Source organism: Rhodopseudomonas telluris (assembly GCF_042432815.1).
Lineage (GTDB): Bacteria > Pseudomonadota > Alphaproteobacteria > Rhizobiales > Xanthobacteraceae > Rhodopseudomonas > Rhodopseudomonas telluris.
The window spans coordinates 118,802-133,895 of record NZ_JBHLWM010000003.1 but is presented as its reverse complement, the minus strand read 5'-3'; the positions used below and the strand labels follow the sequence as shown (position 1 = coordinate 133,895).

At 67.6% G+C, this 15,094-nt stretch carries 12 protein-coding genes; 10 read left to right on the top strand and 2 right to left on the bottom strand.

Translation table 11 applies throughout. The annotated features are described in order from the left end of the window. The first annotated feature begins 100 nt into the window (after nucleotides 1–100). Nucleotides 101–1,102, top strand: coding sequence for a 2-hydroxyacid dehydrogenase (locus ACFFJ6_RS07430; RefSeq protein WP_378386033.1), 1,002 nt, complete (start codon nucleotides 101–103; stop codon nucleotides 1,100–1,102). Between the two features lie 187 nt (nucleotides 1,103–1,289). On the opposite strand, the gene ACFFJ6_RS07425 is transcribed toward ACFFJ6_RS07430, so the two are convergent. Next, entirely contained in the window at nucleotides 1,290–2,090 is an 801-nt protein-coding gene (locus ACFFJ6_RS07425; protein WP_378386031.1) for a HesA/MoeB/ThiF family protein, read from the bottom strand. 265 nt (nucleotides 2,091–2,355) lie between these two features. Here ACFFJ6_RS07425 and ACFFJ6_RS07420 point away from each other — a divergent pair, with 265 nt between their 5' ends. Then, nucleotides 2,356–3,729: a peptidoglycan-binding protein gene (locus ACFFJ6_RS07420; RefSeq protein ID WP_378386028.1), complete on the top strand. Its 1,374-nt coding sequence runs from the start codon at nucleotides 2,356–2,358 to the stop codon at nucleotides 3,727–3,729. Nucleotides 3,730–4,043: 314 nt separating this feature from the next. Here ACFFJ6_RS07420 and mutM read toward each other — a convergent pair whose 3' ends face one another. Then, the gene (gene mutM / locus ACFFJ6_RS07415; protein ID WP_378386026.1) at nucleotides 4,044–4,925 is read right to left on the bottom strand and encodes a bifunctional DNA-formamidopyrimidine glycosylase/DNA-(apurinic or apyrimidinic site) lyase; all 882 of its coding nucleotides are present in this window, start codon (nucleotides 4,923–4,925) and stop codon (nucleotides 4,044–4,046) included. A gap of 276 nt (nucleotides 4,926–5,201) precedes the next feature. Between mutM and ubiE the strand changes: the two genes are divergently transcribed. From ubiE to ACFFJ6_RS07375, 8 genes are all read left to right on the top strand, one after another. After that, complete coding sequence (ubiE, locus tag ACFFJ6_RS07410; protein WP_378386023.1) at nucleotides 5,202–5,963, top strand: bifunctional demethylmenaquinone methyltransferase/2-methoxy-6-polyprenyl-1,4-benzoquinol methylase UbiE; 762 nt, start codon at nucleotides 5,202–5,204, stop codon at nucleotides 5,961–5,963. Beyond that, the gene (ubiB, locus tag ACFFJ6_RS07405) at nucleotides 5,960–7,534 is read left to right on the top strand and encodes a 2-polyprenylphenol 6-hydroxylase (RefSeq protein ID WP_378386020.1); all 1,575 of its coding nucleotides are present in this window, start codon (nucleotides 5,960–5,962) and stop codon (nucleotides 7,532–7,534) included. Before ubiE ends, ubiB begins: the two co-directional genes overlap by 4 nt. Before the next feature lie 80 nt (nucleotides 7,535–7,614). Beyond that, entirely contained in the window at nucleotides 7,615–9,069 is a 1,455-nt protein-coding gene (gene coaBC, locus ACFFJ6_RS07400; RefSeq protein WP_378386017.1) for a bifunctional phosphopantothenoylcysteine decarboxylase/phosphopantothenate--cysteine ligase CoaBC, read from the top strand. Next, nucleotides 9,069–9,527 (top strand): dUTP diphosphatase, encoded by a 459-nt coding sequence (gene dut, locus ACFFJ6_RS07395; RefSeq protein WP_378386015.1) that lies wholly within the window; start codon nucleotides 9,069–9,071, stop codon nucleotides 9,525–9,527. The genes coaBC and dut overlap by 1 nt, the downstream gene beginning before the upstream one ends. A gap of 179 nt (nucleotides 9,528–9,706) precedes the next feature. Further along, complete coding sequence (locus tag ACFFJ6_RS07390; protein ID WP_378386012.1) at nucleotides 9,707–12,226, top strand: sensor histidine kinase; 2,520 nt, start codon at nucleotides 9,707–9,709, stop codon at nucleotides 12,224–12,226. Next, complete coding sequence (gene tsaE, locus ACFFJ6_RS07385; protein ID WP_378386009.1) at nucleotides 12,223–13,740, top strand: tRNA (adenosine(37)-N6)-threonylcarbamoyltransferase complex ATPase subunit type 1 TsaE; 1,518 nt, start codon at nucleotides 12,223–12,225, stop codon at nucleotides 13,738–13,740. The genes ACFFJ6_RS07390 and tsaE overlap by 4 nt, the downstream gene beginning before the upstream one ends. 112 nt (nucleotides 13,741–13,852) lie before the next feature. After that, entirely contained in the window at nucleotides 13,853–14,167 is a 315-nt protein-coding gene (locus ACFFJ6_RS07380; protein ID WP_378386007.1) for a PilZ domain-containing protein, read from the top strand. A gap of 164 nt (nucleotides 14,168–14,331) precedes the next feature. Beyond that, nucleotides 14,332–15,054 (top strand): nucleotidyltransferase family protein, encoded by a 723-nt coding sequence (locus tag ACFFJ6_RS07375; protein WP_378386004.1) that lies wholly within the window; start codon nucleotides 14,332–14,334, stop codon nucleotides 15,052–15,054. Nucleotides 15,055–15,094: the final 40 nt, after the last annotated feature.

The following is a 15,094-nucleotide window of genomic DNA, read 5'->3' as shown; positions in this document are numbered from 1 at the left end:
GGAAGGGACCCACCCCTGCGGTCGCGCTGCAGCAGGAGTGTCGAACAGGTCGGTTAACGCGGACTAAACGGTCGCGCCAGACTCGTCAGAGAGCGTTTGAATGTCGGTTAAGAAGAAGCCTCTGGTCGTCGTCACCCGCAAGCTTCCGGACTCGATCGAAACCCGGATGCGTGAGCTGTTCGACGCGCGGCTCAATCTCGACGACGAGCCGATGTCGGCCGAGAAGCTCGCCGAAGCGGCGCGCACCGCCGACGTGCTGGTGCCGACCGTCACCGACACCATCACGGCCGAGATGCTGAACCAGCCCGATTGTCAGCTCAAGCTGATCGCGCATTTCGGCAACGGCATCGACAATCTCGACGTCGCCGCCGCGCATGCGCGCGGCATCACCGTCACCAACACCCCGAAGGTGCTGACCGAAGACACCGCCGACATGACGATGGCGCTGATTCTCGCGGTGCCGCGGCGGATGATCGAAGGCGCCGCATTGCTTACCGAGGGCGGCGAATGGCCCGGCTGGTCGCCGACCTGGATGCTCGGCCGCCGCCTCGGCGGTAAGCGCCTCGGCATCATCGGCATGGGCCGGATCGGCCAGGCGGTGGCGCGCCGCGCCCGCGCCTTCGGGCTGCAGATCCATTACCACAACCGCAAGCCGGTGGCGCCGCGGATCGCCGACGAACTCGGCGCGACCTATTGGGATTCGCTCGACCAGATGCTGGCCCGGATGGACATCATCTCGGTCAACTGCCCGCACACGCCGGCGACCTTCCATCTGCTGTCGGCCCGCCGTCTCAAGCTGATCCGCAAGGACGCCTTCATCGTCAACACCGCGCGCGGCGAGGTGATCGACGAGGAGACGCTGACCAAGCTGATCGAGAGCGGCGACATCGCCGGCGCCGGCCTCGACGTCTACGAGCACGAGCCGGCGGTCAATCCGAAGCTGGTCCGCCTCGCCAAGCACGGCAAGGTCGTGCTGCTGCCCCACATGGGCTCGGCCACCATCGAGGGCCGCGTCGAGATGGGCGAGAAGGTGATCATCAACATCCGCACCTTCCTCGACAACCACAAGCCGCCGGATCGCGTGCTGCCGGGGATGCTGTAGCGAAACGATTAGCTCGGTGCTCGCGTCGCCCTCACCCCAACCCTCTCCCGCAAGCGGGCGAGGGGGCTCGCCGTGCGCGTGGCTGAGTCAGAGGATGAGCGGAAGCGCCCGAAACGATTGCTGCAGGACTCCCTCTCCCGCTTGCGGGAGAGGGCTGGGGTGAGGGCGCCCCAGGCAGTGCGCTCGCTCAGCGATGCCCGCTCAAATCCCTGATCCTCGGCGCATCCCCATTCAGCGGATTCCCCGGATCCCGCCCGTAGCGCAGCGTTTCGAAGCGCATCGCGCGGGCGTCGATCATCAGCAGGCGGCCGACCAGGCCCTCGCCGAAGCCGACGATCTCGCGGATCGCTTCCAGCGCCATCATCGAGCCGAGCGTGCCGGCGAGCGCGCCCATCACGCCGGCCTCTTCGCAGGCCGGCACCGTGCCGGGCGGCGGTGCTTCGGGAAACAGGCAGCGATAGGTCGGGTTGGGTTCGCCGGCGGCGTTCGTCTCGTGCGCCCGGATCGTCGTCAGCGAGCCGTCGAACGGCCCGAGCGCCGCGGTGATCAGCGGCGTCTTGGCCAGGAAGCAGGCGTCCGACACCAGATAGCGGGTCGCGAAATTGTCCGAGCCGTCGAGCACCAGATCGCAGGCGCCGATCAGCTCCAGCGCGTTCGCCGCCTTGATCCGCGTCGCATGCGGCACGACCCGCACATGCGGATTGAGCGCCGCGATCCGCGCCGCCGCGCTGTCGACCTTGCGGGCGCCGACATCCGGCGTGGCGTGAATCACCTGCCGCTGCAGATTCGACAGCGACACGACATCGTCATCGACGATATCGAGCGTGCCGACGCCGGCCGCCGCCAGATACATCAGCACCGGCGCGCCGAGCCCGCCGGCGCCGACCACCAGCACCCGCGCCTTGCGCAGCGCCGCCTGCCCGGGCCCGCCGACCTCGCGCAGCACGATGTGTCGGGCGTAGCGCTCCAGCTCCTCGGCACTCAGCATGATGGGGATGTGTCCTTCACTGTCGGCTTTCCCGCGCAACCACCCTCATCCTGAGGAGCCCGGCGCAGCCGGGCGTCTCGAAGGATGGGCCACAGGCCCGTGTCGCCATCCTTCGAGACGCGGCCTGGCGGCCGCTCCTCAGGATGAGGATGTGCGCGTTGCGAGGCCACGAATCTCGTCGAACCCGGCCACCGTTGTTTCCGACCAAGCATTTATGATTATCTGCGCCGAGCTCAACCACGGCGCGACGCGGGCGGGAATTGTCATGAGATCGATGCTGGCTGCAACCCTGATGATGGCGAGCGCGACCGGGCTCGCGGCCGCACAGACCGCGCCCACTCCGTCCGGGGCCGTGCCGGGCGTCAAGCCGAAGCCGGTCGCCACCACGCCGGTGCGTCCGCCGCTGCAGACCCCGGCTGAAACTGCCACCGCGATGGCGCAGGGCGAGCGTCAGGCGATCCAGTCCGATCTCGCCTGGACCGGCGACTACAACGGCGTCATCGACGGCCAGGCCTCCGACCGCATGGTTGCGGCCATCAAGGCTTTCCAGAAGAATCACGGCGGCAAGCAGACCGGCGTGCTCAATCCGCAGGAGCGCGCCCAGCTCGCCGAAGCCGCGCGCAAATTGCAGGGCAATGTCGGCTGGAAGCTGGTCGGCGATCCGGTCACCGGCGCGCGGCTCGGGATTCCGCTGAAGCTGGTGCCGCAGCAGACCTCCGACGCCAACGGCAGCAAATGGACGTCCTCGACCGGCACCATCCAGGTGCTGCTGGCGCGGCGCAAGGAAGCCGGGGTCACCACGGCCAAGCTCGCCGATCAGGAGAAGAAGGAGCCCGGCCGCCAGGTCAGCTACAGCGCGGTGAAGCCGGACTTCTTCGTGCTGTCGGGCACCCAGGGGCTGAAGAAGTTCTACATCCGCGGCGCCTTCAAGGACGCCGAGGTGCGCATTCTCACCATCCTGTACGATCAGGCCACCGAGGGCACGATGGAGCCGGTGGTGATCGCGATGTCGAGCGCGTTCAATCCGTTCCCGACCGGCGCGCTCGCCGGGCCGCCGCCGCGCAAGAAGGTCGAGTATTCGACCGGCGCGATCGTCGGCGATGACGGCGCCATCCTGGCCGATCGCGAGGCGGTCGACGCCTGCGTGTCGATCGTGGTCGCCGGCCACGGCAACGCCGACCTCGCCGCGACCGACAAGGAGCACGACCTCGCGCTGCTGCGGATTTATGGCGCGCGCGGGTTGAGGCCGCTGGCGCTCGCCGCCGCGAAGGCGTCCGCCGCGGTCGATCTCACCGGCATTGCCGATCCGCAAAGCCAGGGCGGCGGCGCCGCCGTCAGCGTCAGCAAGGCCAGCGTCACACCGTCCGGCCCCAATGGCAGCCTCGCGCTGTCGCCGGCCCCGGGCCTCGGCTTCTCCGGCGCCCCCGCGCGCGATGCCGACGGCAAGTTCGCCGGCGTCACCTTGCTGCGTCCGCCGCAAGTCGCCGGCCCGGCCAACGGCATCGTCGCCACACAAGCCACGCTGGTGGACGCCGACACGGTGCGGAAATTCCTGGCGAGTAACGCCATCAAGCCCGCCACCGATCCGGCCGCGGATGCGAAAGCCAGCGTCGTGCGCGTGATCTGCGTGCGGAAGTAACAACGCTCGCCAGCTCAGTGCGCGCGTCGCCCTCACCCCACCCCTCTCCCGCAAGCGGGAGAGGGAGCCCGCCGCATTGCTGGGCGGCGCCGTGTATCACCTGGGAGCGGGAATATGGCCGGGTTGCGGGGCGCACGTGCAATATTTCGAATGATGCTCGAAGGGATTCAATAATTCACCCCGAGCACAGCGCGCCCCCTCTCCCGCTTGCGGGAGAGGGTTGGGGTGAGGGCGCCCCGAGCACGGCGCCTGCGCACTTGTGAATGCCGAGCCCGACGTCAGCGACGTCACCTAACGACTTCCACGTCACGCAATTACTTCTGACACACCGAACACCAGAACGTCGACCGCCCGTTCTGCACGAAGCGCTTCACCGTGCCGGTGCAGCCCTCCGTGCGGCAGCGCTCGTCTTCGCGGTCGTACACCGCGAAGGAATGCTGGAAGTAACCGAGCTCGCCAGAGATCTGGCGGTGGTCGCGCAGTGACGAGCCGCCGGCCTTGATGGCGTCGTGCAGCACGTCGCGGATCGATTCGGTCAGGCGCAGCGCGCGGTCGGTCGGCGCGCCCTTGCGGTCGGCGAGCGACGCGGCCTTGCGCTTCGGGGACAGATGCGCGCGCCACAGCGCCTCGCACACATAGATGTTGCCGAGCCCGGCGACGACGCGCTGGTCGAGCAGCGCGGCCTTCAGGCTGGTCTGCTTGCCGGCGCAGGCCTTCGCCAGCAGCGCGGCGTCGAACGCGTTGCCGAGCGGCTCGGGGCCGAGGCCCTTGAGATGCGGTTCGTCGTCGATGGCGGCGCGGGCGAAGATCTTCATGAAGCCGAAGCGCCGCGGGTCGTTGAAGATCACCCGGGCGCCGTTCGACATCTCGAACACCACGTGATCGTGGGTGCGGTCCTCGCTGCGCGGATGGTGAAACTCGCCCGGCGTCGCCGCGCCGCTCTCGGTAACGACGCGGAACGAGCCGGACATGCCGAGATGCATCAGCAGCACGTCGCCGGAGGCGAGGTCCGCGAGCAGATATTTGGCGCGCCGGCCCAGCCCCGTGACGATCTGTCCAGTGAGGCGGGCGACGAAGTCGGTCTGGAACGGAAACCGCAGATCGCCGCGGTTCGCCACCGCCCGCTCGATCCGGAATCCCTCCATGGCCGGCTGCAAGCCGAGGCGGACGGTTTCGACTTCGGGGAGTTCAGGCATGAATGGCTCTGTTTGGTTGGCGCATCCTCCCCCGTCATTGCGAGGAGCGAAGCGACGAAGCAATCCAGCGGCGGCGCAGCCTGCGGCTCTGGATTGCTTCGCTGCGCTCGCAATGACGGGGGAGGCCAGTCGGAGGCCCGCCATTTCGCCCAGCGGCTAAGGCATTCAGGTGATAGCGCCTCCCGCCCTGGCGCGCTATATGGTGCGCCGCGGAGCGGGTTTTCGCGTTTCGGGCGGGTTTGGCCCGGAAAGACCTCCGCGCGCAGGAGTGACGACATGAATCAGCCGAACGAGACCACGCATTTCGGCTACCGCGACGTCCCGCTGGACGACAAGCAGACGCTGGTCAACGACGTGTTCCACAGCGTCGCCAGCCGCTACGACCTGATGAACGACCTGATGTCGGGCGGCATGCATCGGTTGTGGAAGGACGTGATGATCACCACGCTCAATCCGCCGCGTGACGATTCGCCGTTCCGGCTGCTCGACGTCGCGGGCGGCACCGGCGACATCTCGTTCCGCGCCGCCAAGGCGTCCGGCGCCGGCTTCCATTCCACGGTCTGCGACATCAACACCGACATGCTCGAAGTCGGCCGCCAGCGCGCCGCCGAGCGCCACCTCGACCAGCAGGTGGATTTCGTCGAGGGCAATGCCGAGGCGCTGCAGTTCCCCGACAAGAGCTTCGACGCCTATACGATCGCGTTCGGCATCCGCAACGTGCCGCGGATCGATCTGGCGCTGAAAGAAGCCTATCGGGTGCTGAAGCCGGGCAGCCGCTTCCTGTGCCTGGAATTCTCGACCGTCGATGTGCCGGGCCTCGCCAAGGTGTACGACCTGTTCTCCTTCAAGGTGATCCCGCAGATCGGCCGCGCCGTCACCGGCGACGCGGACAGCTATCAGTATCTGGTCGAATCCATCCGCAAATTTCCGAAGCCCTACGACTTCGGCGAGATGATGCGCGACGCCGGCTTCGCGCGCGTCAACTGGCAGGTGCTGTCCGGCGGCATCGTGGCGCTGCATTCGGGCTGGCGTTTGTGATCGCAGCCCTGACGCATGCGGCGCGGCTCGCGCGCGCCGCCTTCGTGTTCGCGCGCGAGGGCGTGTTCGGTGTCGTCGATCCGGCGCTGATTCCGCCCGCCGGCCAGGTGCCGATCCGGCTGGCGCGGCTGATCGAGCGGCCCGGCGCCAAGTCCGGTCCGCGGCTGTCGCGCGCATTGACGCGGCTCGGCCCCGCTTACTTGAAGCTCGGGCAGTTTCTGGCGACGCGGCCCGACGTCGTCGGCGTCGCGATGGCGCGCGATCTCGAAGAGCTGCAGGACCGGCTGCCGCCGTTCTCGCAGGACGAAGCCAACGCGGTGATCGCCGCGTCGCTGGAAAGGCCCGTGGAGCAGGCGTTTGTCAGCCTGTCGCCGCCGGTCGCGGCGGCCTCGATCGCCCAGGTGCATCGCGGCGTCGTCGAGGTCGACGGCGTGCACAAGCAGGTCGCCGTCAAGGTGCTGCGCCCCAACGTGGCGGCGCGCTTCAAGCGCGACCTGTCGGACTTCTTCTTCGTCGCCGACAAGGCCGAGCAGTATTCGTCCGAAGCGCGGCGGCTGCGCCTCGTCGAAGTCATCAACACGATGTCGCGCTCGGTGGCGATGGAGATGGACCTGCGGCTCGAAGCCGCGGCCGCCTCCGAGATGGCCGAGAACACCAAGGACGATCCGGATTTCCGGGTGCCGACGGTGGACTGGGATCGCACCACGCACAACGTGCTGACGATGGAGTGGATCGACGGCATTCCGCTGAACGATCACAAGCGGCTCGCCGAGGCCAATGTCGATACCGTGGCGCTCGGCAGCAAGGTGATCCAGAGCTTCCTGCGCCACGCGCTGCGCGACGGCTTCTTCCACGCCGACATGCACCCGGGCAATCTGTTCGTCGATCCGCAGGGCAAGCTGGTCGCGGTCGACTTCGGCATCATGGGACGGCTGCTGCCGAAGGAGCGGCGCTTCCTCGCCGAGATCCTGCTCGGCTTCATCACCCGCAACTATCGCCGCGTCGCCGAAGTGCACTTCGAGGCCGGCTACGTGCCGCCGCATCATTCGGTCGAGAATTTCGCGCAGGCGATCCGCGCCATCGGCGAGCCGATCCACAATCGCACCGCCGAAGAAATCTCGATGGCCAAGCTGCTGACGCTGCTGCTCGAGGTCACCGGCCTGTTCGACATGCGCACAAGGCCCGAACTGATCCTGCTGCAGAAGACCATGGTGGTGGTCGAGGGCGTGGCGCGTAGTTTCGATCCGAAGCTCGACATCTGGAAGGTCGCCGATCCGGTGGTGCGCGAATGGATTCAGCGCAACCTCGGTCCGATCGGCAAGGTCGAAGGCGCGCTCACCGGCGCCGGCGAACTCGGGCACACGCTGAGTAGTTTGCCGACCATCGTGTCGCGCGCCGTGACGGTGCTGAACCAGCTCGAAGTGATGACCAAGGATGGTCTCGTGCTCGCGCCCGAAACTATCGCGGCGATCGGCCACTCCGAACGTCGCCGCACCCGCGGCCGCACAGTGGCGCTGTGGATCATCGCGGTGACATTCATTGGCGTTCTCATGGTGATGTCTCGGCTGTAACTGATTTGCATTCCGGAATGTCGTGAAGGCATTGCTTTCATCTATTGAAAGCAATGCTCTCATTTCGTAAGGTTTGGCGCATGGCGAACCTGACGATCCGCAAACTCGACGAGCTGCTCAAGGCCGAGCTGCGCCAGCGCGCCGCCGCCAACGGCCGGTCGATGGAAGACGAGGTGCGAGTCATTCTCCGTGACGCCATGCATCAGCGCCACGGGTTTGCCACCGGTTTGCCTCAAGCGGGCGGCGAAGTCGCTCCAGACGATGTAAGTGCCGGAGATCAAACGGCTTTTGTCGCTTCGCCGAGGTCCACCGCGCGGGTCACGCTGATCGTCGGCGGTGGCATCGCCGCCTACAAGGCGATGGACCTGATCCGCCGGCTGAAGGAGCGCGGTGCCGATGTGCGCGTGGTGCTCACCAAGGCGGCGCAGCAATTCGTCTCGCCGCTGACGGCGAGCGCGCTGTCGCACCAGCGCTGCTACACGGATCTGTTCGATCCGCAGAGTGAGTTCGATGCCGGCCACATCCGGCTCGCGCGCGACTGCGATCTGATCGTCATCGCGCCGGCGACGGCCGACCTGATGGCCAAGATGGCCGGCGGCCATGCCGACGATCTTGCCACTGCGATTCTGCTGGCGACGAATCGTCCGGTGTTACTCGCGCCGGCGATGAATCCGCTGATGTGGAATAATCCGGCGACGCGTCGCAACGTCGATCAGCTCAAGCGCGACGGGGTCACGATGGTCGGCCCGAACGCCGGCGAGATGGCCGAGCGCGGCGAGGCCGGCACCGGCCGGATGGCCGAGCCGATCGAAATTGCCGCTGCCGCACAGGCACTTTTCGCACCGCCGCCGCGTCCGCTGCGCGGCCGCCGCGTGCTGATCACGGCCGGCCCGACGCACGAGCCGATCGATCCGGTCCGCTACATTGCTAATCGCTCCTCCGGCAAGCAGGGCTATGCGATCGCCGCCGCGGCCGCGCGCGCCGGCGCCGAGGTCGCGCTGATATCAGGCCCGGTCGATCTCGCCGCCCCCGACGGCGTGACGCTGACGCGCGTCGAATCCGCGCGCGATATGCTCGCTGCCGTACACAGCGCGTTGCCGGCCGATGTGGCGATCTTCGCCGCCGCGGTGGCGGATTGGCGTGTCGCGAGCGAGGGCGAGCAGAAGATCAAGAAGGGCGCCGGCGGGCCGCCGCCGCTGCAGCTGACCGAAAACCCCGACATCCTGGCGACGATCTCCAAGCTCGCCGACGGCCGCCCGCCGCTGGTGATCGGCTTCGCCGCCGAGACCGAGAACCTGCTCGACAACGCCCGCGCCAAGCTCGCCCGCAAGGGCTGCGACTGGATCGTCGCCAACGATGTTTCGCCGGCCACCGGGGTCATGGGCGGCGACCGCAACACCGTGCATCTGCTGATGAAATCCGGCGAATCGGTCGAGATCGATTCGTGGCCGGTGATGACCAAGGACGACGTCGCGCGCGCGCTGGTGCAGCGCATCGCCCAAGCCACCGAACAAGCCGGGGAAGTACGCGCCTGATGACCGAGCCCGTTGCCGTCGAGATCAAGCAGTTGCCGCACGCCGACGGCCTGCCGCTGCCGTCCTATCAGACCGCTCATGCGGCCGGTCTCGATCTGTGCGCCGCGATCCCCGCCGAGGCCCCGCTGCTGCTGCCGCCCGGCCGCACTGTACTGGTGCCGACCGGCCTGTCGATCGCGCTGCCGCCGAACTACGAGGCGCAGGTCCGTCCGCGCTCCGGGCTCGCCGCCAAGTTCGGCGTCACCGTGCTCAACGCGCCCGGCACCATCGACGCCGATTATCGCGGCGAGATCGCCGTGCTGCTGATCAATCACGGCGCCGAGCCCTTCACCATCCGCCGCGGTGAACGCATCGCTCAGATGGTGATCGCCGCAACGGTACGTGCCGAACTGATCCGGGTCGAGACGCTGAGCGAGACTGATCGCGGTGTGGGAGGTTTCGGCTCGACCGGCCGCTAGATTTTGTGTCAAGCGAGCGACGATTCGTCAGTTAAAAATATACTTTCCCGTTTCGTCCCACGCCCCGGCGACGTTCACGGTCTGGACTCTTACCCCCCGAGTCACGAACAGGATATTGTCCAGCGATTCGGCAGCGACGTTGACGATCTGCGATCGCGTCGAGTGGTTTGGGGCAATCCATGTCAGACGTATTGGGGTCGATGCGTCGGGCCTGCTTGTCGTGCACGTCACTCGTGCGCGGTCTCGCAGGGGCTGGCTTACTCACGGCATCGACGCCGGTGTGGGCGGCCGATGATCCGATCGTCGCCCTGACCTCCCAAGTGATGACCGATCTCAATCGCCACGAGCTCGTGACGATGGCGATGGCCGTGTCGGTGCTCGGCTTCTCGGTCGTCTCGGCGATCCTGCTGATGCGGACGCGGCAGCGCGCCGTCGCGCAGGAGATGCGGCTGCGCGCCGAAGTGCAGAGCCTGCAGGCCGAATCCGATCGTCTTCGCGCCCTGCTGTTCGTTGAGCCGCAGGTGTTGATCTCGTGGCCGGCCGGCGACAATCGTCCGCAGATCAGCGGCGACACCGCGCTGCTGCTGCCGCATGACGGTCTCGGCGCGGGCGCGCAGCCGCAGCGCGTGCTGGCGTTCGGCACATGGCTGCCGCCGGAACCCGCGCTGCAGATGGATCACGCCGTCGACGCCTTGCTCGACAAGGGCGAGTCCTTCCTGCTGCATCTGACGACATCCACGGGGCGATCGATCGAGGCGATGGGCCGCGCCATCGGCGGTCAGGCCATCCTGCGGATCCGCGAACTCAGCGGCGTGCGCCGCGAACTCGCCGACATGGCGCGCCGCTTCAAGGCGCTGCACGACGAGACCGAGATGCTGCGCGGCTTCGCCGAGGCGGCGCCGTGGCCGATCTGGACCCGCCGCGCCTCGGGCGAACTGAATTTCGTCAACGCCGCTTATGCGCGCGCGACCGATGCCGGCAGCGCGGCCGACGCGGTCAGCCGCAATCTCGAACTGCTCGACAGCAACGACCGCGGCAACCTCGCCCGCGCGCTGAGCGACAAGGCCGAATTCGCCGCGCGCCTGCCCGTCGTGGTGCGCGGCGAGCGCCGTTACTTCGACGTCCGCGCGCTGCGGCTGGCCGGCGGCAGCGCCGGCATGGCGGTGGATTCCAGCGAAGCGGCGGCGCTCGGCGCCGCGCTGGTGCGGATGGCGGATGCGCATCGCCGCACGCTCGATCAATTGTCGTCGGGCGTCGCGGTGTTCGACGCGCAGCGCCGGCTGGCGTTCTACAACGACTCCTACCGCAAGCTGTGGGATCTCGACCGCGCCTTCCTCGACAGCCATCCGGACGATTCCAGCGTGCTCGACCGGCTGCGCGCGGCGCGCAAGCTGCCCGAAGAGCGCGACTTCAAGGAGTGGAAGAACAAGCTGCACGAGGCGTATCGCGCCGTCGAGGCCGAGAAGGCGATCTGGTATCTGCCCGACGGCCGCGCGATCAGCATCGTCACCACCCCCAATCAGGAAGGCGGCGTCACCTATCTGTTCGACGACGTCACCGAAAGCCTCGATCTGCAGCGCCGCTATGGCGGCCTGATCGACGTCCAGCGCGAGACGCTGGATAATCTCAGCGAAGCGGTGGCGGTGTTCGGCAGCAATGGCTGCGCGCAGCTGTTCAATCCGGCCTTCACGCGGATGTGGAATCTGTCGGCCGAAGCGCTCGCGACCCGGCCGCATATCGAGACCGTCGAGGAGTGGTGCCGTCCGCTGTTCGACGACGCGGTGAGCTGGCAGGCGCTGCGCAGCGCCATTACCGGCATCGACGATCGCCGCAACGTGCTGCTGAAGCTGGAACGCCGCGACGGCACCGTGCTGTCGTGCAAGACCATGCCGCTGCCCGACGGCGCGACCATGCTGACGTTCCAGGACATCACCGACACCGAGAACGTCGAGCGCGCGCTGCGCGAGCGCAACGAGGCGCTGGAGACGGCCGATCGCATCAAGATCGACTTCGTCCACCACGTCTCCTACGAGCTGCGCTCGCCGCTGACCACGATCATCGGCTTCGCGCATTTCCTCAGCGACCCGAGCACCGGACCGCTCACCGACAAGCAGTCCGAGTACCTCGCCTACATCACCACCTCGACCAACGCGCTGCTGGCGATCATCAACAACATCCTCGATCTCGCCAGCATCGATGCCGGCGCGATGACGCTCAATCTCGGTCCGATCGACGTCGGCCGCGCCATCGAGGCGGCGACCGAAGGCATTCAGGATCGGCTCGCCCGCGACCAGATCAGGCTCGATATCGACGTCGATCCGAGCATCGAGGGTTTCGTCGGCGACGAGCGCCGCGTCGTGCAGGTGCTGTACAATCTGCTCGCCAACGCGGTCGGCTTCTCGCCGCAGCAGGCGGTGGTCAAGCTCGCCGTGCGCAAGGCCGGCAACCGCGTGGTGTTCTCGGTCACCGACGCGGGTCCGGGCATCGATCCGGCGCTCAAGGACAAGGTGTTCGACTGGTTCGAGAGCCACTCCCAGGGCTCGCGGCATCGCGGCCCGGGGCTCGGCCTGGCGCTGGTGCGATCCTTCGTCGAACTGCACGGCGGCAAGGTCCAGGTCGACTCGGTGGTCGGGCGCGGCACCACGGTGACCTGCGAATTCCCGATCGACCAGACCGCGCAGCGTAACGCGGCCGAATGACGGCGCCGGCGACATTCTCGGTCGCGCTCGCCAACGAGACGTCGACCGCGCGGCTGATGGCGGAAATCGCGCTGCTGATCGGTCCCGGCGACGTCATCACGCTCTCCGGCGACCTCGGCGCCGGCAAGACCGCCGCGGCGCGGGCGATGATCCGCTATCTGGCCGGCGACGACGACTACGAAGTGCCGAGCCCGACCTTCACGCTGGTGCAGAGCTACGAGCTGCCGCCGTTTCCACTGCTGCATGCGGACCTCTATCGCATCGAGGATCCAGGCGAGCTGGAAGAGATCGGACTGTCGCCGCTGCCGGAGGGCGCGGTGGCGCTGATCGAATGGCCGGAGCGCGCGCCCGGCGCGATGCCGGCCGATCGCATCGACATCGCCTTCAGCCATCGCCCCGCGCTCGGCTCGCTGGCGCGCGCCGCCGAGATCACCGGTCACGGCAAGGCCGCCGCGCAGGTCGAGCGGCTCGCGGCGCTGCGCAGCTTCATCGAGACCTCGGGCTATGCCGACGCCGACCGCCGTCACATGCCGGGCGATGCCTCGACGCGGTCTTACGCGCGGCTGGTCAAGGATGGCGAATCGCTGATCCTGATGAATGCGCCGCGCCGGCCCGATGGCCCGGCGCTCTATGCCGGCAAGAGCTACAGCGCCGCGGTGCATCTGGCCGAAGACGTCCGGCCGTTCGTCGCGATCGCCGGCGGGCTGCGCCAGCATGGCGTTTCCGCCCCGGCGATCCATCAGTCCGATCTCGATGCCGGCTTCCTGATCACCGAGGATTTCGGCACCGAGAGCTTCGTCACCGGCACGCCGCCGGCGCCGATCGCCGAGCGATATCAGGCTGCGGCGGAGCTGCTGGCGGAGCTGCATGCGAAGGCGCTGCCCGAGACGTTGCCGCTGCCGCAGGAGAGCTACGCGATTCCGGTGTTCGACAGCGAGGCGATGCTGATCGAGATCGGACTGATGCCCGAATGGTACTTGCCCGATCGCGGTGCGGCGATTCCGGCGTCGCGCCGGGCCGAATTCTTCGCGCTGTGGCGAACGCTGCTGATCGGCATCGCGGGCGAACCGCGCACCTGGGTGCTGCGCGACTATCACTCGCCGAATCTGATCTGGCTCGACCAGCGCGAGGGCTCGGCGCGGGTCGGCGTGATCGATTTTCAGGACACCGTGCTCGGCCCCGCCGCCTATGATCTGGTGTCGCTGCTGCAGGACGCGCGGATCGACGTGCCGGAGGCGCTCGAACTCGCGCTGTTCGGCCGCTACATCAAGGCGCGGATCGCGGCCGATCCGCGCTTCGATCCGGCCGCCTTCGCGCGGCTCTATGCGCTGATGTCGGCACAGCGCAACACAAGGCTGCTCGGCACCTTCGCGCGGCTCAACCGGCGCGACGGCAAGCCGCATTATCTGCGGCATCAGCCGCGAATCTGGACCTATCTGACGCGCTCGTTGGCGCATCCGTCGCTGGCGGAGCTCGAGGCCTGGTACCAGGCCAACGTGCCGCCGCCGCTCTGATTCGAACGACTGTTTTTACTCCAAATTAGTCGGTCGCTCGCTAGCGTCGGGCTCTTCGTAATCTACCCAGGAATCGCGCGTTCAATCGCTGCGTCGGGGCGAGGGACACGTCATGGTTGGTGAACGGAACAAGGATGGCCGCGTGGTGTTCGAGCGCGGCGTTCGGGCTCAGATGATGGCCATCGATGGAACCTGGCGGCGGCCCTGCCTGCTCGAAGACGTCTCCGAAGCCGGCGGAAAACTGACCATCGAGGGCGCCGTCGATGGGCTGAATCTCAAGGAATTCTTCCTGCTGCTGTCGTCGACCGGGTTGGCCTATCGCCGCTGCGAGCTGAGCTGGGTCAACGGCGATCAGATCGGCGTCAGCTTCCTGCGTCAGGACAAGAAGAAGCGGGCGGGCGCGCGCGCGCAGGCCGCCACCGCCTGAGTGCCGTTCGGCGCTGGGGCGCCCGGTCCAGCCGGCTGGACATCGTCCACGATGTCGCATCGGCGTCATGGTTAGCGAATACCCAAGACCGTCGATAGACCGGTCGCCGCTGCGTGATACAATCGATTCGCACCGATCCGATCCGGTCCGAAACGCGAGCGACAATGTCCGTTCAACCCTCCCGCGCCATGGTGCTTGCTGCAGGATTCGGCCTGCGCATGCGACCACTCACCGACAACATGCCGAAGCCGCTGGTGCGCGTCGCCGGCAAGCCGCTGCTCGACCATGTGCTCGATCGGCTTGCGGACGCCGGCGTCACCGAAGCCGTGGTCAATGTGCACTACCTGCCCGACCAGATCATCGACCACGTCGCGGGACGAACCTCGCCGAAGGTGATCATCTCGGATGAACGCGACATGGTGCTCGGCACCGGCGGCGCGGTCGTCAAGGCGCTGCCGCTGCTCGGCGATGCGCCGTTCTATCATCTCAATGCCGACACGCTGTGGATCGACGGCGTGCGGCCGAATCTCGATCGCCTTGCCGACGCGTTCGATCCGGCCCGGATGGACATCCTGCTGCTGATGGCGCCGACCGCCGGCAGCATCGGCTACGCCGGCAAGGGTGACTTCGCGATGGCGCCGGACGGCAGTCTGCGCAAGCGCAAGGAGAACGAGGTGACGCCGTTCGTCTATGCGGGCGTCGCGATCATGAGCCCGGCGATCTTCGCCGATGCGCCGCAGGGCGAATTCTCGCTGACCCACAAGTTCGATCAGGCCGCCGAGCAGGGCCGGCTGTTCGGGCTGCGGCTCGACGGCACCTGGATGCATGTCGGCACGCCGGATGCGGTGGCCGCCGCCGAGCGGGCTTATCTCGTCAGCGTCGCCTGAGAGCAGCGCCGCACCTCCCGTGCGGCGCGCCGCCATGGCA